Here is an 18,717-nt window from a genome sequence, read left to right on the forward strand (position 1 = left end):
TCCGTTGGGGGATGACGGCAGAGGAGCCGTCCCCTTTATAGGGATCTCAGGTGACTCACAGGTTGCGGGATGAGGACCAACGCGCGTCTCAGGTGAACGTCTGCGGAAGACGGGGAGACGCGCGGCGTGTCACCGGATCGAGTGCTCGAGGAGCGCGAGCCGGGTGCGCGGATCTCCGGCGAGCGCGGGGATGTGCGTCAGGAAGGCGATCTGTCCGCGCTCCGCGGGCGGCTCACCAGATCGAGCCGACCTCGGCGAGCGCGAAGCGCGTGAACAGGCGCGTCTGCCGCTTCTGGAACTCGGCGATGACTCGGGCCTCCCGGCCCGCGATCGAGGTGTCGTTGTCAGCATCCATGCCCAGAAGCATCCCATGGGCGGCCCCGGTGGCCGGGAGTCGCGTCCCGCCGCCTCTCTTCTGAAGGACCTTCGACGTTCTGAAGGATGCTGACGGCCGCAGCATCCTTCAGAAGCGGATTCGTCCTTCAGAGACGTGGGTCGCGGCGCGTTCTGGAGCGATGCTCAGGCGATCGGATCGCCCTGCACGGGTCCCTCGGTGTTGGGCTTCCAACCCAGGGCGGGCGCGACGTGCTCGGCGAAGGCCTGCAGCACGTGCAGGTTGTACTCCGGGCCGAGCTGGTTCGGGATGGTGAGCATCAGCGTGTCCGCGGCCATCACCGCCTCGTCGGCCTTGAGCTGCTCGATCAGCACGTCCGGGTCGGCCGCGTAGGTCTTGCCGAACGTGGAGCGCATGCCGTCGATGATGCCGATCTGGTCGTCCGACTCCTCCGACCGCAGCCCGAAGTAGGCGCGGTCCCTGTCGCTGACCAGGGGGAAGACGCTGCGGCTGACCGAGACGCGGGGGCTGCCGGTGTGCCCGGCCTCCTTGTACGCGGCGCGGAAGAGGTCGATCTGCTCGCGCTGCAGCTCGTGAAACGGCTGGCCGGTCGCCTCGGTGAGCAGCGTGGAGCTCATCATGTTCAGTCCCATGCGTCCGGTGGTCTCGGCCGTCGCGCGGGAACCGGCGCCCCACCAGATGTGGTCGCGCAGGGTGGGCGAATGAGGCTCGATCGCCAGGTAGTGGCCGGCACCGACCATGCGCGGGTCGCCGGGGGCGATCAGCTCGCCGTCGATCGCGCGCAGGAACAACTCGAACTTCTCGCGGGCCATCACACTGCCGCGCTCCGGGTCCTCCGGGTCGTGGAACCCGAACACCTCGTATCCGCGCATGGCGGTCTCGGGTGACCCGCGGCTCACGCCGAGTGCGATGCGGCCGTCGGCGATGTAGTCGAGCGCCGCAGCCTCCTCGGCGAACTGGAACGGGTTCTCGTACCGCATGTCGATCACGCCCGTGCCGACCTCGATGCGCTTGGTGCGCGCGGCCATGGCGGTGAGCAGCGGGATCGGGGATGCCGCCTGCCGGGCCCAGTGGTGCACGCGCACGTATGCGCCGTTCACGCCGATCTCGTCGGCGCCCTCGGCGATCTCGATGGTCTGCTTGAGCATGTCGCCCGCGGTGCGCGTGACGGAGCCGGGCACGTCTGCGTAGTGCCCGAAGGAGAGGAAGCCGAAAGCCTTCATGCTGCATGCAACCGCATGTATCCTGCGGCTATTCCGTGGAACGGGTCATCGTCGGTACATCGGGACGCTGTCGATGTACTGCGTGTCCTGCTGATGATTGGGCAGGATGATGAGCCGCTCCTTCTTCATGTCATGGGCGACCACCGTGTCGGCACGGCACGAGGTGAAGCCGCTCAGCCTGCCCTCCTCGGCGAACCTGGCGCAGTCCCACTCGAGACCCTCGGGGAAGTACCTCAGGAACATCGACGCCGCCATGGTGCAGGTGTCCGCGCTCAGGTCCGGGGAGAGGCAGATCGAGAAGTCCGTCGCCCCCTTCACCGTGTAGGACGGGTCCGCCGACTGCAGAAAGGCCTGCGGATGCTCCGCGAGCAGCTCGCTCGCGCTGAAGCACACGCTGCCGTCATCGGCGCACCACTTCCCCTGCAGTTCGTCGGGGAATCCGTCCACCACGGGCGCTGTCGAGGTCGGGGCGACGATCGGACGCATCTTCCCGCCGCGGCGAACGGAATTCAGCTTCATGACGCCCCCTGTCACGCGTGCGAGAAACTCGCGAGCATCCAGAATATCGGCCGTCAGTCGCCGATCACAGGGCGAACCGGACGTGGTGCCCGTGATTCCCGGGGGCACGGGTCAGGAGGCTTCGGGCGCGGGCAGCAGCAGTCCGTCCTCGACCAGGCGGCGGATGCGGGGTTCGAGGTCGGCCCAGAGATCTGCGAGGGGCACTTCGAAGATGTCGGCCAGCGCCTGCACGATCTGCATCACGGTGAGATCGCCGTCGCAGGCGCCGACGAAGCCCGCGAGCGCCGGGTCGACGCTGATCGTGCGGGCGAACCCGCCGCCCTGCCGCAGCTCGATCACACTCGGATCGTCGTTGCCCGGCATGTGGTGGCGAGCCTCGGTGACGTCGGACGCCACGACCAGGCGATCCGGGATGCCGTCGGCGAGCAGGTCATGCGCGGCGAGACCCGCGCCCAGAGCCCGGCCCAGGTTCGAGACCGGCTGTGTGACGGTCTCGAAGCGGCGGAGCGGTTCGGCATCCGCGCCCGCAGGACGCCGCACCAGGATGTAGCCGAATCCGATGGCGGTCACGCCGCGGGCCGCGAAGTCGTCGAGCCAGGCGGTGAGGAGCGGGGTGAACCCGGAATCGCGCGGCAGCGTCCCGCCGTCGCGGATCCACAGTTCGGCGTACGAGAGCGGGCTGAGCTGCTCGCGCTGGATCACCCAGGCATCCAGCTCCTCGCCGATCCAGGAGCGCACCCGGTCCAGGCCGTCCACGCCGTCGCGCGACTCCCAGTTGCCGAGCAGCTGCGCCACGCCACCCGGGGTGAGATGAGCGGGCGCGGTCTGCAGGAACTGCTGGACGAGCGCATCGCCGACCAGCCCGCCGTCGCGGTACTCGTACTCCGGGACCCCGGATACACGCGGGGTGATCACGAACGGCGGGTTGGAGACGATCAGGTCGAACGCCTCGCCCGTCACCGGCTCGAACATGCTGCCCAGGCGCAGCTCCACGTTGCGCACGCCGTTCAGCTGCGCGTTCAGCTCCGCATACGCCAGCGCTCGCGCCGAGATGTCGGTCGCGACCACGTGCTGCGCACGGCGCGACACCAGCAGCGCCTGGATTCCGCATCCGGTGCCCAGATCCAGGGCGCGCTCCACCGGCGCCGGAATGACGAGCTCGGCCAGCGTGCGGGATGCCCCGCCCACACCGAGCACATGGTCGGCGGGAAGCGAGGTGCCCAGGGCGATCTCGTCGAGGTCGCTCGCGATCCACCACTCGCCGACCCCGTCGGCATCCACGAACGACTGCGGGCGGATGATCGCGATCGGCCGCACATCGGCGCCCTCGGCCACCGCGAGCCCCAGCGCCTCGAGGCCGTCGACGCCCACGCGCGGCACGGCCCATTCGACGGCGGCGTGAGGCTGCGGCATCCCGAGCACCCAGAGCCTGCCCAGCGTCGCCAGCGGATCGTCGCGGTCGGCGATGGCGCGGAGGATAGGCTCGCGCAGTCCGCGCGCCAGCGCGTCATCCGCCTCCTCGCCCCACAGGCGCCGCAGGGGTTCGGAGCGGAAGTCGGCGGCGTCCAGATCGGCGGCGAGCGCCTGCGCGAGAACGAGGTCGGGGCGGGGGTGGGCACGATCCGGCACGGCCGTCACTCTACGCGCCTTCAGGGTTCACCGCGGCGCGCTGGCTAGAATCGGGGCGTCGCCTGCGCCGGTCTCCCGGCCCCGTCGACCCGACACCATGACCGCGAATTCCCCCCGCAACGGCTCCCGCCCGCGCGCGCGTAGGCTGCTGAGCCGACTCGCCGCGGTGCTCGTCGTCGCCGGGATCGCCTTGGGCGGCACTGCACCGGCATCCGCTGCGACCGGCGAGCCCAAGGCATCCGCCGATGACGTGGTGGAGCTGGGCATCTCCACCGGCTCCGGGGCCCGGATGGAACCGAACGGCCCCATGGTGAGCACGATCACGATCGCCAACAGCACCGACGACGCGCTGAGCGCGGGCTCGGTCGACCTCGAGATCAACCCGACTCCCCTCGGCGACGCCGCGGCTCTGGACTCCTGGCTCGACGACGGCAGCGCCGCGGGCGACTTCCGCGCCGTCGCCACTGAGCCGTCGCCGCCTGTCGCAGCCGGTGAGAGCATCGACGTCAGCAGCGTCGCGGATGCCGAGGATCTGGGCGCCCTGGCTCCCGGCGTCTACGCGGTGCGGGCGCGCCTCACCGGCGCGACCACCACCGACCCCGAGGCCACGGTGTGGAACCTGACCGCGACTTCCGTGCTCATCGTGGCCCCCGCGAGCACGCAGAGCGTCGGAGTCATCGTGCCGATCACAGCCACGCCCGGCGACGACGTGCTGCTGAGCGCCGATGAGCTGGCCAAGCTGACCGCCCCGAACGGGATGCTGACCGGCCAGCTCGACGCGGTCACCGACACCCCGGCGATCCTGGCCGTCGATCCCGCGATCCCGGCGGCGATCCGGATGCTGGGCACCAGCGCCCCGGCCTCCGCCATCGCCTGGCTGCAGCGGCTCGAGCGTCTCCCGAACGACAGGTTCGCTCTGCAGCTCGGCGACGCCGATCCCGCCACTCAGGCGCACGCCGGTCAGAAGTCGCTGCTCACGGCTCCGGACCTCACACCGCTCCTGCAGACCACGGACTTCCCGTCCAGCACCCCCGCGCCGACCGCGCCGAGCACGGCCACCCCGACCCCGGTGCTGCCCGACAACGATGCCCTGACGGCCGTCATGGGCTCGCAGTCCGGCATCCTGTGGCCACGAGGCGACCTCACCTCGACCGACCTCGCGACCTTCGACGGGTACCTGGGCGGCCCGGGGACCACGATCGTCCCGTCCTCCTCGTTCGAGGGGAATCCGGGCACGCATGCGGTGGTGGACGGCCACAGCGTGCTGGTGACGGATGCTGCGGCCTCCGCTCGCCTCTCCACCGCGGTGACGAGCACCGACCCCATCACGACGGACCGCGAGATCGCCGCCGCCGCCGGGCACCTCTTCTTCACGTCCCGCACCTCCCCGACCCTGCTCGTGGGCCTGGACCGCTCGCAGAAGCGCTCCCCCGTCGCACTGCGCGACGTGCTGAGCGCATTCGCGTCCCCCGGAGTGCGCCTCGCCGCGCTGCGCACCTCTCCCCCGGCATCCGCCACCCTCCGGACGTCGGCCGGAACCGTCCGCGCCGGCGCGCTCACCGCGATGCTGGCCGACGAGCAGCGGCTGCAGGCGTTCTCGTCGATCCTCGACGTGCCGGCGCTGATGCTGGTCCCCGAGCGGATCCGGATGCTCAGGACCATCGCGGTCGGTCTCTCCGACGCGGCATTCACGACCGCGACGACGGATCGCGTGAAGCACGTGCAGGACCTGCTGGGCGCGGTGAGCATCCAGCGCCCCAAGCCCGTGCAGCTGATCGCCGCGTCCGCACCACTGCCGGTGTGGGTGCGCAACGATCTGCCCTGGAACGTGAACGTCTCACTGCACAGCACGCCGTCCGATCCGCGCCTGGACATCCAGGAGACCACCGAGATCGTGGCCGGTCGTGCCAGCAGCACGCGAGTGGACGTGCCCATCTCGGCCCGCGTCGCCAGCGGCGAGGTGCAGGTCGATTTCCGGCTCACCAGCCCCACGGGCGTCGCGATCGGTCCGGCCGAGACCGCCGACGTCACTCTGCGGGCCGACTGGGAGGCCATCGGGCTCGGCATCCTCGGCGGCGTCATCGGCCTGCTGCTCGTGTTCGGCCTGATCCGCACCGTGCGCCGACGCCGGGCTCGGGCGAGCATCGACGGGATGGGCTCGGAAGAGCATCCGGCGGACGACACCCGTGGCGACGAGGCACCCACCTCGCCGACGAAGGAGAACGAATGAGCAGTCTCGGCCGGGCCAGCGCGATCCTGGGGGCCGGCACGCTGATCTCGCGCGTCACCGGACTTGTGCGCACGATCGTGCTGCTCGCCGCGATCGGCTCCGTCGGTCGCGCCAGCGACGCCTTCAGCACCGCGAACCAGCTGCCCAACAACGTCTTCACGATCATCCAGACCGGCATCCTGACCGCCGTCATCATCCCGCAGATCGTGAAGTCCGCCAGCCACAAGGACGGCGGACAGGCGTTCATCTCCAAGCTGTTCACGCTCGGTACCGTGGTGTTCCTCGCCGCGACCGGTGTGGCCATGGTGCTCGCGCCGTGGCTGGTGTTCATGTACTCGAGCCAGTTCACCCCCGACCAGCTGGCCCTCGGCACGGCGTTCGCGTACTGGTGCCTGCCGCAGATCTTCTTCTACGGTCTCTACGCGCTCATCGGCGAGACCCTCAACGCCAAGCGCGTGTTCGGCCCGTACACCTGGGCCCCGATCGCGAACAACGTCATCTCGATCATCGGCTTCATCGTCTTCATGATGCTGTTCGGCGACAACCGCAATCACGTCGAGATGTGGGACCCGACGATGATCGCAGTCATGGGCGGCACCGCCACTCTCGGCATCGCCGTGCAGGCGGCCCTGCTGCTGCTCGCCTGGCGCCGCACCGGGCTGCACCTGCGACCCGACTTCCGCTGGAAGGGCGTCGGACTCGGCGAGGTCGGCAAGCTCGCGAGCTGGACCTTCATGATGGTCATCGCCGGTCAGCTCGCCGGCCTGGCGCAGTCGAACATCGTCTCCCGGGCCTCGGGCGAGCACCCCGCGGGGACGATCATGATGGCCGCCTGGCTCGTGTTCATGCTCCCCTACTCGATCTTCGCGGTCTCGATCGGAACGCCCTACTTCACGCAGATCGCCGAGCACACGGCCGAGGACCGGCACGACCAGGTGCGCGGCGACGTCGCTCGCAGCATCCGCGCGATCAGCCTGTTCATCGTCATCTCGTCGGTGGCCCTGGCCGTGGCATCCGTGCCCGCGACGCGCATCTTCACCGAGAACGGCGCCCAGGCCGAGCAGGCGGCGCCCGTGCTGATCTGCTATCTCGTCGGACTGCTCCCGCTGTCGCTGCTGTTCATCGTGCAGCGCACCTTCTACGCCTACGGCGACACCCGCACGCCGTTCTGGTTCACGATCGTCCAGTGCTCGCTGATCGTCGTCTCGGCGCTGGTGGCTCCGCTGCTCGTCCCGCTCAGCCAGCTCGCCGCCGCGGTGGCGCTCGGCCAGTCCCTGGCAGGGCTCGTGCAGACGATCATCGCCGTGGTGCTGCTGCGCCGCCGTCTCGGCGGCCTGGAGCTCCCCCGCGTCGCGCTGTCGCTGGGCCGCTTCGTGCTGGCCGCCGTCCCTGCCGGCTTCGCCGGGTGGGGCGTCTACCTGCTGATCGGCGGTGCCGACGGATGGGCCGTGTCCGCGACCGGTATGACCGGCCGCCTGCTGGGGGCGGTCGGCACCGGAGTCGTCGGCGGCGTGGCGTTCGCGGTCTACCTCGTCGTTCTCTTCGTGCTGCGCGCCCCGGAGCTCAGCGTGGTCTCCGGGCTGCTCAAGCGCTTCCTGCCGGCGCGCGCCTCGCGCTGATCGCCGCGGCGCCTCCGCCGCTCCTGCCGCGCTCAGCGATGGGGAATGTCGCGCGGTTACCATGGGTTGAAGAGATCGTGGCGGTTTTCCCGCGTGTCACTGCGCGCCCGCCGACAGAGGAGAGCACATGCGTCAGGTCATCATCATCGGCTCGGGTCCGGCCGGGTTCAGCGCCGCCATTTACGCGGCGCGCGCCAACCTGGAGCCGCTGCTGATCGCCAGCTCCGTCGAGGTGGGCGGCGAACTGACCAAGACCACCGACGTCGAGAACTTCCCGGGCTTCCCGGAGGGCATCCAGGGCCCCGACCTCATGGTCAAGCTGCAGGAGCAGGCGGAGAAGTTCGGCACCGAGGTGCTCTACGACGACGTCGTCTCGCTCGAGCTCGACGGCCCGGTCAAGAAGGTCACCCTGGGTACGGGCGCCGTGCACGAGGCATCCGCCGTCATCTATGCGACCGGATCCGCCTACCGCAAGCTCGGCATCGAAGGCGAGGAGCGCCTCTCCGGTCACGGCGTGTCCTGGTGCGCCTCCTGCGACGGATTCTTCTTCCGCGAGAAGGCGATCGCCGTCGTCGGCGGCGGCGACTCCGCCATGGAAGAGGCCACCTTCCTGACGCGCTTCGCGTCGAAGGTGTACGTCATCCACCGCAAGGACACGCTGCGCGCCTCGAAGATCATGCAGGAGCGCGCGTTCGCGAACGACAAGATCGAGTTCATCTGGAACAGCGAGGTCGCCGAGATCCTCGGCGAGTTCGAGACGACCGGCGTGCGCCTGCGCTCCACCGTCGACGGGACGCTCAGCGAGCTGGACCTGCAGGGCGTGTTCGTCGCGATCGGCAACGACCCGCGCACGCACCTCGTCCACGACAAGCTCGACCTCACCCCGGAGGGCACCATCTGGGTCGACGGCCGCTCGTCGCGCACCTCGGTGCCCGGAGTGTTCGCGGCGGGTGACGTGATCGACCCCACCTACCGTCAGGCCGCGACCGCCGCCGGTTCGGGTGTCGTGGCCGCTCTGGACGTGGAGCACTTCCTGGCCGGCCTCGCGGATGCCGCTCCTGCGGCCGCGGCGGCCGCGCACTGAGCATCCGGAACACTTTTCCCGCATCCGGTGTTGCATCGGATACCCAACTAAGGAGAATCATGACTGCCAAGGCAACCACCGAGGCGACCTGGGAGCAGGACGTGCTCCAGGCCGATGGCCCGGTCCTCGTCGACTTCTGGGCCGCGTGGTGCGGTCCGTGTCGCATGGTCGCGCCGGTGCTCGACGAGATCCAGGCCGAGCACCCCGAGAAGATCACCATCCTCAAGCTCAACGTCGACGAGAACCCCAACCTCGCGATGCAGTACCAGATCACCTCGATCCCCGCGATGAAGGTGTTCCAGGGCGGCGAGGTCAAGACCACGATCATCGGCGCCAAGCCGAAGTTCGCCCTCGAGCAGGATCTCGCCGCGTTCATCGGCTGATGCGTCGACCGGCTCAGCAGCCCATCTGCTGAAGCGAGCCCGTCACCCTTCGGGGTGGCGGGCTTCTTCGTGTCCGGATGCCTGTGACTCCTTGTCGTGGACGTTCACGGCGGGCAGACCACGGGACGGACGGCGATATCGATGACGGGCTTCGCCATCATCCCCGGGACGGCGGTCGACCCGATGTGCTCGATCGTCCACGTCGGGTCGCCGGCAGCGCGCAGCTCTGCAGCCGCGTCATCGAACTGACGCGACCAATCCGGGTCGTAGTCCACCAGCATTCAGCCTCCCGACACAGCGTAACCAGGGTCGGCGGGCGCACGGTCCTCCTGGCGTCAGGAGGCGTCGGCGACCGTAGGGTCCCAGCGGCGGTGGCGCCGCTCCCCCAGCATCCCCCACACCGTCTTCGTCAGTTCCGGGTACTCGAGCGCGATCTGGCGGAGCACCCGGTAGTGACGCGCGGAGTTCGGCCGCACGCCGTCGTTCGCCTTGATGTTCTCGGCGCGCAGCAGGAAGACGACCAGCTCGTCGATGCTGGGCAGATCCTCCATGAACTCCCAGGGGTCCTCTCCCCCGCGCAGTCGCTCCTGGATGAGCACCGCGAGCTCATCCGATGCTTCGGCGCGCAGCACCTCGAGGCTCGCGCGGCGCGGGATGGACTCGGTCATGACTTCCAGCCTACGCACGAGAACGCGGCCGGAAGGCATCCGACCGTGTTCTCGTGGACGCCGCGTGTGTCAGCGCGCGCCGACCGTCTCCGCGCTCGTGATGCCGTGCAGCTGCTTGAACTCCAGCGCGTAGGCGAGCTTGCCGGGCTTGGCGTCCTCATAGGGCTTGGAGAGCTTGCCGAACTCACCGCCGGTGGGCTTCTTGCCGTCGTTCCACTCCGTCAGGGCACCCAGCTCGGATGCTGTCAGGCCGTTCGCGACCACGGCATCCGGCGCGAGGGCGGTCTGCGCGCGAGTCAGGCGCTCCACCGTGTTCAGGTAGCTGGCACGGTCATCGCGGTTCCAGCCCGCGAGGTCGACCGCGCCGGAGGTGCGCACCCAGTCCGCCCAGTAGAACTCCTGGAAGGGCACGGATCCGGCTGCGTAGCCGATGTCGCGACCGAAGTAGAGCAGGCTGCGCAGCTCGTCGTCCTTGAAGTTGTTGAGGCCGACCGAGCTCGGCAGCTGCTTGGGCGTGATCGCGACACCCTCGGCATCCTTCAGGTACGTCCAGCCGTTCTTCTGCATCGTGTCCCAGAACTGCTTCTGGCCCAGACCAGTGAGGTTGCCGAGCACGCGCAGACGCACATGCAGGTTCGGACCGCCGTCCGCCAGCTCCTAGAAGGACGTCAGCGTGTGGTGACCATCGGTGAGGTACAGCTTGCCGCCGGGCCCGATGACCACTGTCTTCATCGGTGCGATGCTCTCAGCGGTCTCCTGACCCACGGGGATCGTGCAGGTGAAGCTGGTGGGGTCGTCCAGGCGCGCGCTCGCGTCAGCGACCGCCGCCTCGCCCTGTCCGTTCGCCTCGCACCAGTCGTCGAACTTCTTGTTGATCTTGTCCTTGCCCAGCGTGTACCGGCCGAGCTTGTAGTAGACCTCGTCGTAGCCGAGGGAGGGCTGGGTGGGCAGGACGTCGCCGATGCGGACATCGAGCAGGTCACCACGCTGCGCGCACATGTTGATCGCGGGGGTTCCCTTGGCGGGAGTCGGGCACTTCGGAGCTGCCTGCGCCGCAGGCGCAGCGAGCAGCGTCGCCGCGGTGAGCGTGACGATGGCTGCGACTCCAGCGGCGCGGCGCGTGGTCTTTCGGGAGTTGTCGGTCATGCGTCCACAGTGGCGGATCCCGGTGAACCCGCTGTGAACAAGGGGTGATCGACCTGCAATGTTTCACGTGAAACGGCGGGGCGGACGTTTCGTCTCGCTCCGCTCGCTGGACTCCCGGTCATGGAGCGAGGAGCGCAGCGACGAGACGAAATGCCCACACGCCGAGGCGGACGTTTCGTCTCGCTCCGCTCGCTCAACAACCGGAGCAACAGGAAAGGGCCCGCATTGTTTCACGTGAAACATCGCGGGCCCTGGGGCGCGGATCAGCGTGAGCCGTACTCCTGCTCGCCGAGCTCCCCGAGAATGCGGTTCAGGTCCTGAATTGATGCGAATTCGATCTTGACCTGGCCCTTACGCGCTCCCAGCGCGATCTGGACACGGGTGTTCAACCGGTCTCCGAGCTTCGCGGAGACCTCGTCCAGGTAAGCGCGGCGCGCTCCCGCCTGCGGCTTCGACTTGCTGCCCGCCGCCGCGGGAAGGGCCTTCGCGGCCGCCTCCGTGGCGCGCACGGACAGGTCCTCGTTCACCACCTTGTCAGCTAGGCGCTGCATCCGCTCGGGGTCCTCCACCGAGAGGATCGCGCGCGCGTGACCAGCCGACAGCACACCGGCCGCGACGCGCTGCTGCACCGGAACGGGCAGGCGCAGCAGACGGATCGTGTTGCTGATCTGCGGGCGGGAGCGACCGATCCGGGTGGCCAGTTCCTCCTGCGTGATGCCGAAGTCCTCGAGCAGCTGCTGGTAGGCGGATGCCTCTTCCAGGGGGTTCAGCTCTGACCGGTGCAGATTCTCGAGCAGCGCGTCGCGCAGCAGGTCCTCATCGGCGGTCTCGCGAACGATCGCGGGGATCTCGGTCAGGCCGGCCTCGCGCGCCGCGCGCGTGCGCCGCTCCCCCATGATCAGTTCGTAGTCGCCGTCGGCGTTCTTGCGCACGACGACGGGCTGCAGCACGCCGAACTCGCGCACGCTGTGCACGAGCTCGGCGAGGTGATCCTCATCGAAGTGTGTGCGCGGCTGACGCGGGTTGGGCACGATGCTGTTGGGGTCCACCTGGATGAGGCGGATGCCGGGGATCTCCGGAAGGTCGGCCTCCGCCGCTGCGGGCGCGGGCTCAGCATCCGTCTTCGGCTTGGGAGCCCCGGGGAAGAACACGTCCACGGGGCGCTCGGCCTGATCCGCGGTGGGAATGAGGGCTCCGATCCCCCGACCGAGTCCGGTGCGCTTGGCGGCCATCAGTGCTCCTTGTTCTGCGAGGATCGTTCGCCTCGCTGTGCGATCTCGACTGCTGCTTCCCGGTAGGCGACGGCGCCGGCCGACGTCCCGTCATACGCGATCACGGTCTGACCGAAGCTCGGTGCCTCGGAGACGCGGACCGACCGTGGGATGACGGCGTCGAGTACCTGCTGCGGGAAGTGGTTGCGGACCTCGTCGGCGACCTGCTGCGACAGGCGCGTGCGCGCGTCGAACATCGTGAGCAGGATCGTGGAGAGGTGGAGTTCGGGGTTGAGGTGCTTCTGGATCATCTGGATGTTCCCGAGCAGCTGACTCAGGCCTTCCAGCGCGTAGTACTCGGCCTGAATCGGGATCAGAACCTCCGTCGCGGCCGTGAAGGCGTTGATCGTGAGCAGTCCCAGCGACGGCGGGCAGTCGATGATCACGACGTCCATGTGATTGTCGTCGAGATAGGTCTTGAGGGCGCGGCGCAGCCGGAACTCTCGTGCTACCTGCGAGACGAGTTCGATCTCGGCGCCGGCCAGGTGGATCGTACTGGGCGCGCAGAAGAGGTTCTCGGACTCCGGACTCGGCTGCACGATCTCCACGAACGGCAGATCGTTGATCAGCACGTCATAGATGCTCGAGGTGTCCGCCGTGTGCGGGATGCTGAGCGCCGTGGATGCGTTGCCCTGCGGATCGAGATCGATCACGAGGACCTTCGCTCCGAGTTCGGCGAGAGCGGATGCCAGGTTCACCGCCGACGTCGTCTTGCCGACGCCGCCCTTCTGGTTGGAGACCGTGAAGATGCGGGTCTCACCCGAGAAGGTGACATTGACCTCGCGCAGAGCCCTGCGCCGACTGGACAGATCAGCGAGTTCCCGAGCGAGCGGGGTATCCATCCCGAAATCGTGGCTCGGCGATGCGTTGTCGGATGGTTTCACGTGAAACATCGACTCCTTTCGGGACCGTCTACCACTCTAATCGACGCCACCGACTCCCCCTTTCGGTCATCGAATGTGCAACGCAACGAAGAGCGGAGGTGCGGCACAGTTCCGACTCCGGCGTTTCGACTCGCTTCGCTCGCTCAACGACCGACGTATCTCCCCTGGTCATTGAGCGAGGAGCGCAGCGACGAGTCGAAATGCCCGTACCCTGCACGCTCAACCCCTGGCCTTTCGCAGGGCACGCTCGCGCGTACTCCAGCCTTTGATCGCATCGAAGCCGCCCTCGATGAACGCCTGCCGCTTAGTGTGACTCCACCCTTGGATGCGCTTCTCCAACCCGAAAGCCTCATCGATTCGCTCGAACTCCGCGAACCAGACCAGTTCCACGGGAAGCCTGCAGGACGTGTAGTCACTCCCCATTCCCTGCGCATGGGTCTCGAGACGGGTATCCAGATCGACAGTGCTGCCCGCATAGAACGTCCCGTCGGAGCACTTGAGAATGTAGGTGTATCCCGTAGTGAACCGACGGTAAGCACCACCGGAGACCGCTGACGTCCAAGATCACGGCAGCTGTGGATGTTTCACGTGAAACATCCACATGTGGAAAGCAGTGCGTTTCGACTCGCTGCGCTCGCTCAACGACCGGGGTGGATCGGTGGCAAACCAGGCGTTTCGACTCGCTGCGCTCGCTCAACGACCGGTCATTGAGCGAGGAGCGCAGCGACGAGACGAAATGGACAGCCCGAACTCAGCGCACGCGCGCGCGGAAGACGCGAGTCGTCTCGCCGAGAACACCTTCGCCGAGCACCTCGACCGAGACGTCCGTCACCTTGTGCTTCTTCAGCACCTTCTGCGCAGCCGTGATCTCAGCATCGACGTTGTGTCCCTTGAGGAAGATCAGTTCACCGGCATCCTTCGCCAGCGGAGCTGTGATCGGGATCAGCGTCCGCAACGCGCTGACCGCGCGGGCCGTCACCACGTCGAACTCGACTCCGACGTCTTCAGCGCGGGCGCGCATGACCCGCACGTTCGACAGCTCGAGCGACTCCACCTGATCATTGAGCCAGGTGACCCGGCGCTCCATCGGTTCGATGAGGGTCCACTCCACATCAGGGCGCGCGATGGCGAGGACCAGGCCCGGCAGGCCGGCGCCGGAACCGACATCCGCAACCGAACCACGGAACAGTGGGGCAGCGATCGCCGAGTTCAGCACGTGCCTCGTCCAGAGTCGGGGCAGTTCCAGCGGGCCGATCAGTCCGCGCAGTTCCCCCTCGGCGGCGAGCGATGCCGTGAACCGACGCGCGAGATCGATGCGATCGCCGAAGATCTCCGCTGCGACTGCGGGCTCGGATTCGAGTTTCGACTCAGTCACACTGTTGCTCCTTCGAGGGGATCGTGCATTTTCGTCTCGATTCGCTCACTCAATGACCGGTGCCTGAGCCGTACGTTTCACGTGAAACGCGCATCGCGAACCGCTCGCTCGATGGCCGAATACCCAGTGATGTTTCACGTGAAACATCACTGGAGAGAAGGTCAGCCGCGGGAGATCACCGTGTGGCGGTCAGCGCCCTCGCCGTACGACTCCGAGACCAGTCCACGCTCGGACACGATGTCGTGCACGAGCTTGCGCTCGTAGGAGGACATCGCGGGAAGGGATGCCTGCGACGCACCGTCGTCGAGTTTGGCGACCGCGGCGTTCACCAGTCCTTCGAGCTGTCGGCGGCGGGTGTCTCGCGATCCGCCGATGTCGAGGATCATGCGTGAGAACGACCCGGTCTTGCTCTGCACGGCGAGTCGAGTGAGCTCCTGCAGGGCCTGCACGGTCTCGGGTGCCGACAGCAGGGACAGGGCGTCGCCCTCCGCCTCGACCGACACATAGGCGCGACCCTGACGCACATCGAGATTCAGGTCACCGTCGATGTCGGCGATGTCGAGCAGCTCCTCCAGGAAGTCGGCCGCGATGTCGCCTTCCTGCTCGAGCTCCTCGATCGTCGACTCGGCCGAGGACTTCAGCTCATCCGTCGTCATCAGTTGGACCCCTTCTTCTTCGCACGCTTCTTGCTCATGGGCTGCTCCCGCTTCGGAGCCTGCTCCTTGGCGCGCTCGGCCTCCTCGAGCAGACGCTGCTGCTCAGCCTCGTACACCGCGATCGGAACGATCTTGCCCTCTGCGTTGATCGCCTTGCCACGACGGGCCAGACGCTCCTCACGAGCACGGGCGGCGTCCGAGCCGGGCGTCGGCATCTCGCGGATGACCAGGAACTGCTGGCCCATGGTCCACAGGTTGGAGACGAACCAGTAGAGCACCACACCGAGCGGGAAGAAGACGCCCGAGAAGATGAAGCCCAGCGGCAGAACGTAGAGCATGATCTTCTGCATCTGGTACGCCTGGCCGGTCTTGGCCTCGGGCGACAGGTTCTTCGAGATGATCTGCAGCTGCGTGTAGAACTGCGAGACGATCATGAGGATCACGAGCACCACGAGGATCGTGACCGTGACCTCCCAGCCGGCCGGCTTGGTCTCGAGCGCCGTGCGGAGATCGATGTGCAGCGGGGCGACACCGAACAGCGTCGCGTCGTAGAACTGCTTGGTCAGGTCGGCGTGCAGCAGACCGACGCCGCCGATGCCGTGCTTCGCGTGGTCGCCGACGTCACGCAGCGTGTAGAACATGCCGAGCAGGAAGGGCATCTGCACGAGCATCGGAAGACACGACGACACCGGGGTCGTGCCGTGCTTCTTGTACAGCGCCATGGTCTCGCGGCTCATCGCCTCGCGCGAGAGCTGGTCGCGCTTGCCCTTGTACTTCTCCTGCACCTTCTTCAGCTGCGGAGCGATCTCCATCATCTTGCGCTGGCTCTTGATCTGCTTCACGAACAGCGGGAAGACCGCCGCACGGATCACGATCACGAGACCGACGATGGACAAGACCCAGGTCAGACCAGCATTCGGAGCCATCCCGAATGCGGTGAAGAGCCAGTGCCAGGCGACCAGGATCGCCTCGACGATCCACTTGAACGGCCACAGCAGGATGCTGAACAGATCGAAACCACCCCCGTTGCCGGCGGCCGGGCTGGGGGTGCTTGCGAGCAGAAGGTCAAGACCCACTGTTCAGTCCTTTCGAGCGGGTACGACGAATCCGTGCGGAGTCAGTTCGTAGTGGAAATGAGCGTGAGGGCGCACGTCGTCGACGCCGCCCTTGCTCCACGGATTGCAGCGCAGGATGCGCCAGGCCGACAGGATCGTCCCCCACACCGCGCCGTGCTGCTGCACCGCACCTACAGCGTAAGCGGAACAGGACGGGTAATACCTGCACACATCCCCGTACAGCGGTGAGATCACCGCGCGGTAGACGACGAGGAACGCGAGCACCGCATTCCTCGGCAGGACGAGGATCCCGCGGATCAGATCGGATGCCCGGAACCGCGCCGTTCCGAAAGCGTAGGACGGAAGCGCGCTCATGCCCGCACCGGCCCGGCCACGAGCCGATTGAGACAGCGCGCCACGTCGGTCCGCAGGTCGGCGAACTCGGCGGTCGCGGATGCGGGAAGGGCACGGATGACGACATCCGTGCCCTCGGGAACCGTGTCGAGGAACTCGGCGCACACCGCTTTCAGGCGGCGGCGAACGGTGTTCCGAACCACAGCGGTTCCTACCTGCTTGCTGATGATGAACCCGAACCGGGGTGCACGGTCGTCGGACGCCGGCAGAACCGAGGTCACCAGACGCGGCCCACCGCATCGCGTGCCGCGGCGGACCACCTGTCGGTAGTCGACGCCACGCGTCAGGCGATTCGGCCGGGCGAGCACGGCAGGTCCGGGTGAGCGGGCTTACGCCGAGAGCTCAGCACGGCCCTTCGAGCGACGTGCCGAAAGGATGGCGCGGCCGGCGCGGGTGCGCATGCGGGCACGGAAGCCGTGCTTCTTGGCGCGACGGCGGTTGTTGGGCTGGAAGGTGCGCTTGCTCATGGAATCACTCCGGGAATGGTGTCACCGGGCTTTTTCATCCGGAGACAGGGGGTACTGCCAAAAGGCATAAGTCAACCGATTAAGGGTACGACCTGCCGCCGCGCAGGGCAAATCCACCGCCGGATGCCTCGATGCCGCCCGTCAGTTGCGCACACCCATTATCCACAACTGTGGAGACCGGGCCGGATCGCGACACACCCGCGTGTTTCCGCGGGCGGCTTGATGTTCTGGCGGGTGATGACTACCGTGGCATCCGACGTTATCCACAGGGGGAGACCACGCTTTGTGCGACCTTTCCACAACCTCGCCCGGAGCACCATGACCACTGCAGCCCACCCCGACGTGCCGATCTGGTCGACTCTGCGCGATCGTCTCGCCGAGGATGAGCGGGTGTCGCCGCAGCTGCACGGCTTCCTCAGCCTGGTGGTTCCGGCCGGCGTCATGGGCGGGGTGCTGTACCTGGACGTCCCGAACGATCTGACCGCCGCGCAGATCAACAAGAGGCTGCGCATCCCGCTGATGGAGGCTCTGTCCCAGATCGGCGACGAGGTCACCTCGTATCGCACGGTGGTGAACCACGAGCTCGCCGACCAGCCGACGGCGCCCATCTCGGTCCCCGACTTCACGACTCCCGAGCCGGTTCGCAGCGAGCCCGCGGCGGAGACGCCCCAGGCTCTGCGCCACGAATCGCGCCTCAACCCGAAGTACACCTTCGACAACTTCGTGATCGGCCAGTCCAACCGCTTCGCGCATGCGGCGGCGGTCGCCGTGGCTGAGGCGCCGGCGAAGGCGTACAACCCGTTGTTCATCTACGGCGACTCCGGACTGGGCAAGACCCACCTCCTGCACGCCATCGGCGACTACGCGCAGTCGCTCTACGCCGGGGTGAAGGTTCGCTACGTCTCGAGCGAGGAGTTCACGAACGACTTCATCAACTCGATCGCGAACAACCGCGGCGCCGCCTTCCAGAGCCGGTACCGCGAGGTCGACATCCTGATGATCGACGACATCCAGTTCCTGCAGGGTCGCGCCGAGACGCAGGAGGCGTTCTTCCACACCTTCAACCAGCTGCACGACCACAACAAGCAGGTCGTGATCACCAGCGATGTGGCACCGAAGCTGCTCACCGGCTTCGAGGACCGGATGCGCAGCCGCTTCGAGTGGGGCCTGATCACGGATGTGCAGGCGCCCGACCTGGAGACCCGCATCGCGATCCTGCGCAAGAAGGCGCAGAGCGAGTCGCTCCACATCCCCGATGAAGTGCTCGAGTACATCGCGACGGTGGTCTCCTCGAACATCCGCGAGCTGGAGGGGGCGCTGATCCGGGTCTCCGCGTTCGCGAGCCTCAACCGCTCGGCGCTCGACATCTCGCTCGCTCAGACCGTGCTGCGCGACATCGTCGACACCACCGAGGACAACGTCATCTCGCCGACGGACATCATCACGTCGACGGCCGCGTACTTCAAACTCACGGTCGACGATCTGTACGGCTCGAGCCGTTCGCAGCAGATCGCGATCGCCCGGCAGATCGCCATGTACCTGTGCCGCGAGCGCACGAATCTGTCGCTGCCGAAGATCGGTCAGCTGTTCGGCAACCGCGATCACACCACCGTGATGTACGCCTGCAAGAAGATCAGCGAGCTCATGAAGGAGCGCCGTTCGGTCTACAACCAGGTCACCGAGATCACCACCCAGATCAGCCGTCGCTGACGCCCCGACACGCCTGAAGTCACGCGGAA

20 protein-coding genes and 1 pseudogene are annotated in these 18,717 nt (G+C 67.4%); 5 read left to right on the top strand and 16 right to left on the bottom strand.

Features of this window, described 5'->3' with window-relative positions:
• Positions 1-232: 232 nt before the first annotated feature.
• From BGN97_RS01010 to BGN97_RS01025, 4 genes are all read right to left on the bottom strand, one after another.
• A complete protein-coding gene (locus tag BGN97_RS01010) occupies positions 233-355 on the bottom strand; it encodes a hypothetical protein (RefSeq protein ID WP_292697271.1) in 123 nt (40 codons plus the stop codon).
• Positions 356-519: 164 nt separating this feature from the next.
• A complete protein-coding gene (locus BGN97_RS01015) occupies positions 520-1,578 on the bottom strand; it encodes an LLM class flavin-dependent oxidoreductase (RefSeq protein ID WP_292697273.1) in 1,059 nt (352 codons plus the stop codon).
• A 45-nt stretch (positions 1,579-1,623) separates the two neighbouring features.
• On the bottom strand, positions 1,624-2,097 hold the full coding sequence (locus BGN97_RS01020; RefSeq protein WP_292697275.1) for a hypothetical protein: 474 nt from the start codon (positions 2,095-2,097) through the stop codon (positions 1,624-1,626).
• Between the two features lie 111 nt (positions 2,098-2,208).
• Positions 2,209-3,726, bottom strand: coding sequence for a methyltransferase (locus BGN97_RS01025; protein ID WP_363331382.1), 1,518 nt, complete (start codon positions 3,724-3,726; stop codon positions 2,209-2,211).
• Between the two features lie 97 nt (positions 3,727-3,823).
• Here BGN97_RS01025 and BGN97_RS01030 point away from each other — a divergent pair, with 97 nt between their 5' ends.
• From BGN97_RS01030 to trxA, 4 genes are all read left to right on the top strand, one after another.
• Complete coding sequence (locus BGN97_RS01030; protein WP_292697279.1) at positions 3,824-5,956, top strand: DUF6049 family protein; 2,133 nt, start codon at positions 3,824-3,826, stop codon at positions 5,954-5,956.
• Positions 5,953-7,575, top strand: coding sequence for a murein biosynthesis integral membrane protein MurJ (murJ, locus tag BGN97_RS01035; RefSeq protein ID WP_292697281.1), 1,623 nt, complete (start codon positions 5,953-5,955; stop codon positions 7,573-7,575). The genes BGN97_RS01030 and murJ overlap by 4 nt, the downstream gene beginning before the upstream one ends.
• A gap of 127 nt (positions 7,576-7,702) precedes the next feature.
• The gene (gene trxB, locus BGN97_RS01040; RefSeq protein ID WP_292697283.1) at positions 7,703-8,659 is read left to right on the top strand and encodes a thioredoxin-disulfide reductase; all 957 of its coding nucleotides are present in this window, start codon (positions 7,703-7,705) and stop codon (positions 8,657-8,659) included.
• 59 nt (positions 8,660-8,718) lie between these two features.
• Positions 8,719-9,042, top strand: coding sequence for a thioredoxin (gene trxA, locus BGN97_RS01045; RefSeq protein ID WP_285630841.1), 324 nt, complete (start codon positions 8,719-8,721; stop codon positions 9,040-9,042).
• Positions 9,043-9,146: 104 nt separating this feature from the next.
• Here the strand turns inward: trxA and BGN97_RS01050 are convergent, their stop codons facing one another.
• The 12 genes and pseudogenes from BGN97_RS01050 to rpmH all read right to left on the bottom strand — a co-directional run bounded on the left by BGN97_RS01050 (position 9,147) and on the right by rpmH (position 16,978).
• The gene (locus tag BGN97_RS01050; protein WP_292697288.1) at positions 9,147-9,323 is read right to left on the bottom strand and encodes a GrpB family protein; all 177 of its coding nucleotides are present in this window, start codon (positions 9,321-9,323) and stop codon (positions 9,147-9,149) included.
• Between the two features lie 54 nt (positions 9,324-9,377).
• Positions 9,378-9,710 (bottom strand): tryptophan synthase subunit alpha, encoded by a 333-nt coding sequence (locus BGN97_RS01055; protein WP_292697289.1) that lies wholly within the window; start codon positions 9,708-9,710, stop codon positions 9,378-9,380.
• A gap of 69 nt (positions 9,711-9,779) precedes the next feature.
• Positions 9,780-10,856, bottom strand: a pseudogene (locus BGN97_RS01060) (ParB/Srx family N-terminal domain-containing protein).
• 263 nt (positions 10,857-11,119) lie between these two features.
• The gene (locus BGN97_RS01065) at positions 11,120-12,088 is read right to left on the bottom strand and encodes a ParB/RepB/Spo0J family partition protein (protein WP_292697290.1); all 969 of its coding nucleotides are present in this window, start codon (positions 12,086-12,088) and stop codon (positions 11,120-11,122) included.
• Positions 12,088-12,969, bottom strand: a complete 882-nt coding sequence (locus BGN97_RS01070) for a ParA family protein (protein ID WP_292697292.1) — start codon at positions 12,967-12,969, stop codon at positions 12,088-12,090. Before BGN97_RS01070 ends, BGN97_RS01065 begins: the two co-directional genes overlap by 1 nt.
• Before the next feature lie 261 nt (positions 12,970-13,230).
• Positions 13,231-13,515, bottom strand: a complete 285-nt coding sequence (locus BGN97_RS01075; protein ID WP_292697343.1) for a GIY-YIG nuclease family protein — start codon at positions 13,513-13,515, stop codon at positions 13,231-13,233.
• Between the two features lie 247 nt (positions 13,516-13,762).
• Positions 13,763-14,386: a 16S rRNA (guanine(527)-N(7))-methyltransferase RsmG gene (gene rsmG, locus BGN97_RS01080; protein WP_292697293.1), complete on the bottom strand. Its 624-nt coding sequence runs from the start codon at positions 14,384-14,386 to the stop codon at positions 13,763-13,765.
• A gap of 161 nt (positions 14,387-14,547) precedes the next feature.
• A complete protein-coding gene (locus tag BGN97_RS01085) occupies positions 14,548-15,042 on the bottom strand; it encodes a R3H domain-containing nucleic acid-binding protein (RefSeq protein WP_292697295.1) in 495 nt (164 codons plus the stop codon).
• Complete coding sequence (gene yidC / locus BGN97_RS01090; RefSeq protein ID WP_292697297.1) at positions 15,042-16,118, bottom strand: membrane protein insertase YidC; 1,077 nt, start codon at positions 16,116-16,118, stop codon at positions 15,042-15,044. The genes BGN97_RS01085 and yidC overlap by 1 nt, the downstream gene beginning before the upstream one ends.
• Before the next feature lie 3 nt (positions 16,119-16,121).
• Positions 16,122-16,472, bottom strand: coding sequence for a membrane protein insertion efficiency factor YidD (gene yidD / locus BGN97_RS01095; RefSeq protein ID WP_285630866.1), 351 nt, complete (start codon positions 16,470-16,472; stop codon positions 16,122-16,124).
• Positions 16,469-16,819 carry a ribonuclease P protein component gene (gene rnpA / locus BGN97_RS01100; RefSeq protein WP_292697300.1) on the bottom strand — a complete coding sequence of 117 codons (351 nt, stop codon included), beginning with the start codon at positions 16,817-16,819 and terminating at the stop codon, positions 16,469-16,471. Before rnpA ends, yidD begins: the two co-directional genes overlap by 4 nt.
• A gap of 21 nt (positions 16,820-16,840) precedes the next feature.
• Positions 16,841-16,978, bottom strand: a complete 138-nt coding sequence (gene rpmH, locus BGN97_RS01105; RefSeq protein WP_045250217.1) for a 50S ribosomal protein L34 — start codon at positions 16,976-16,978, stop codon at positions 16,841-16,843.
• A gap of 318 nt (positions 16,979-17,296) precedes the next feature.
• Here rpmH and dnaA point away from each other — a divergent pair, with 318 nt between their 5' ends.
• On the top strand, positions 17,297-18,688 hold the full coding sequence (gene dnaA, locus BGN97_RS01110; protein WP_292697309.1) for a chromosomal replication initiator protein DnaA: 1,392 nt from the start codon (positions 17,297-17,299) through the stop codon (positions 18,686-18,688).
• The last annotated feature ends 29 nt before the right edge of the window (positions 18,689-18,717 follow it).

This window comes from Microbacterium sp. 69-10 (genome assembly GCF_001897945.1).
Lineage (GTDB): Bacteria > Actinomycetota > Actinomycetes > Actinomycetales > Microbacteriaceae > Microbacterium.

Bases quoted from the DNA above. Each gene is read 5' to 3' on its own strand.
- trxB (WP_292697283.1), top strand. From the start codon at position 7,703: ATGCGTCAGGTCATCATCATCGGCTCGGGTCCGGCCGGGTTCAGCGCC.
- BGN97_RS01065 (WP_292697290.1), bottom strand. From the start codon at position 12,088: ATGGCCGCCAAGCGCACCGGACTCGGTCGGGGGATCGGAGCCCTCATT.
- BGN97_RS01020 (WP_292697275.1), bottom strand. From the start codon at position 2,097: ATGAAGCTGAATTCCGTTCGCCGCGGCGGGAAGATGCGTCCGATCGTC.
- BGN97_RS01015 (WP_292697273.1), bottom strand. From the start codon at position 1,578: ATGAAGGCTTTCGGCTTCCTCTCCTTCGGGCACTACGCAGACGTGCCC.
- BGN97_RS01030 (WP_292697279.1), top strand. From the start codon at position 3,824: ATGACCGCGAATTCCCCCCGCAACGGCTCCCGCCCGCGCGCGCGTAGG.
- BGN97_RS01085 (WP_292697295.1), bottom strand. From the start codon at position 15,042: ATGACGACGGATGAGCTGAAGTCCTCGGCCGAGTCGACGATCGAGGAG.
- rpmH (WP_045250217.1), bottom strand. From the start codon at position 16,978: ATGAGCAAGCGCACCTTCCAGCCCAACAACCGCCGTCGCGCCAAGAAG.
- murJ (WP_292697281.1), top strand. From the start codon at position 5,953: ATGAGCAGTCTCGGCCGGGCCAGCGCGATCCTGGGGGCCGGCACGCTG.
- BGN97_RS01050 (WP_292697288.1), bottom strand. From the start codon at position 9,323: ATGCTGGTGGACTACGACCCGGATTGGTCGCGTCAGTTCGATGACGCG.
- trxA (WP_285630841.1), top strand. From the start codon at position 8,719: ATGACTGCCAAGGCAACCACCGAGGCGACCTGGGAGCAGGACGTGCTC.
- BGN97_RS01010 (WP_292697271.1), bottom strand. From the start codon at position 355: ATGGATGCTGACAACGACACCTCGATCGCGGGCCGGGAGGCCCGAGTC.
- BGN97_RS01055 (WP_292697289.1), bottom strand. From the start codon at position 9,710: ATGACCGAGTCCATCCCGCGCCGCGCGAGCCTCGAGGTGCTGCGCGCC.
- dnaA (WP_292697309.1), top strand. From the start codon at position 17,297: ATGACCACTGCAGCCCACCCCGACGTGCCGATCTGGTCGACTCTGCGC.
- BGN97_RS01070 (WP_292697292.1), bottom strand. From the start codon at position 12,969: ATGGATACCCCGCTCGCTCGGGAACTCGCTGATCTGTCCAGTCGGCGC.
- yidD (WP_285630866.1), bottom strand. From the start codon at position 16,472: ATGAGCGCGCTTCCGTCCTACGCTTTCGGAACGGCGCGGTTCCGGGCA.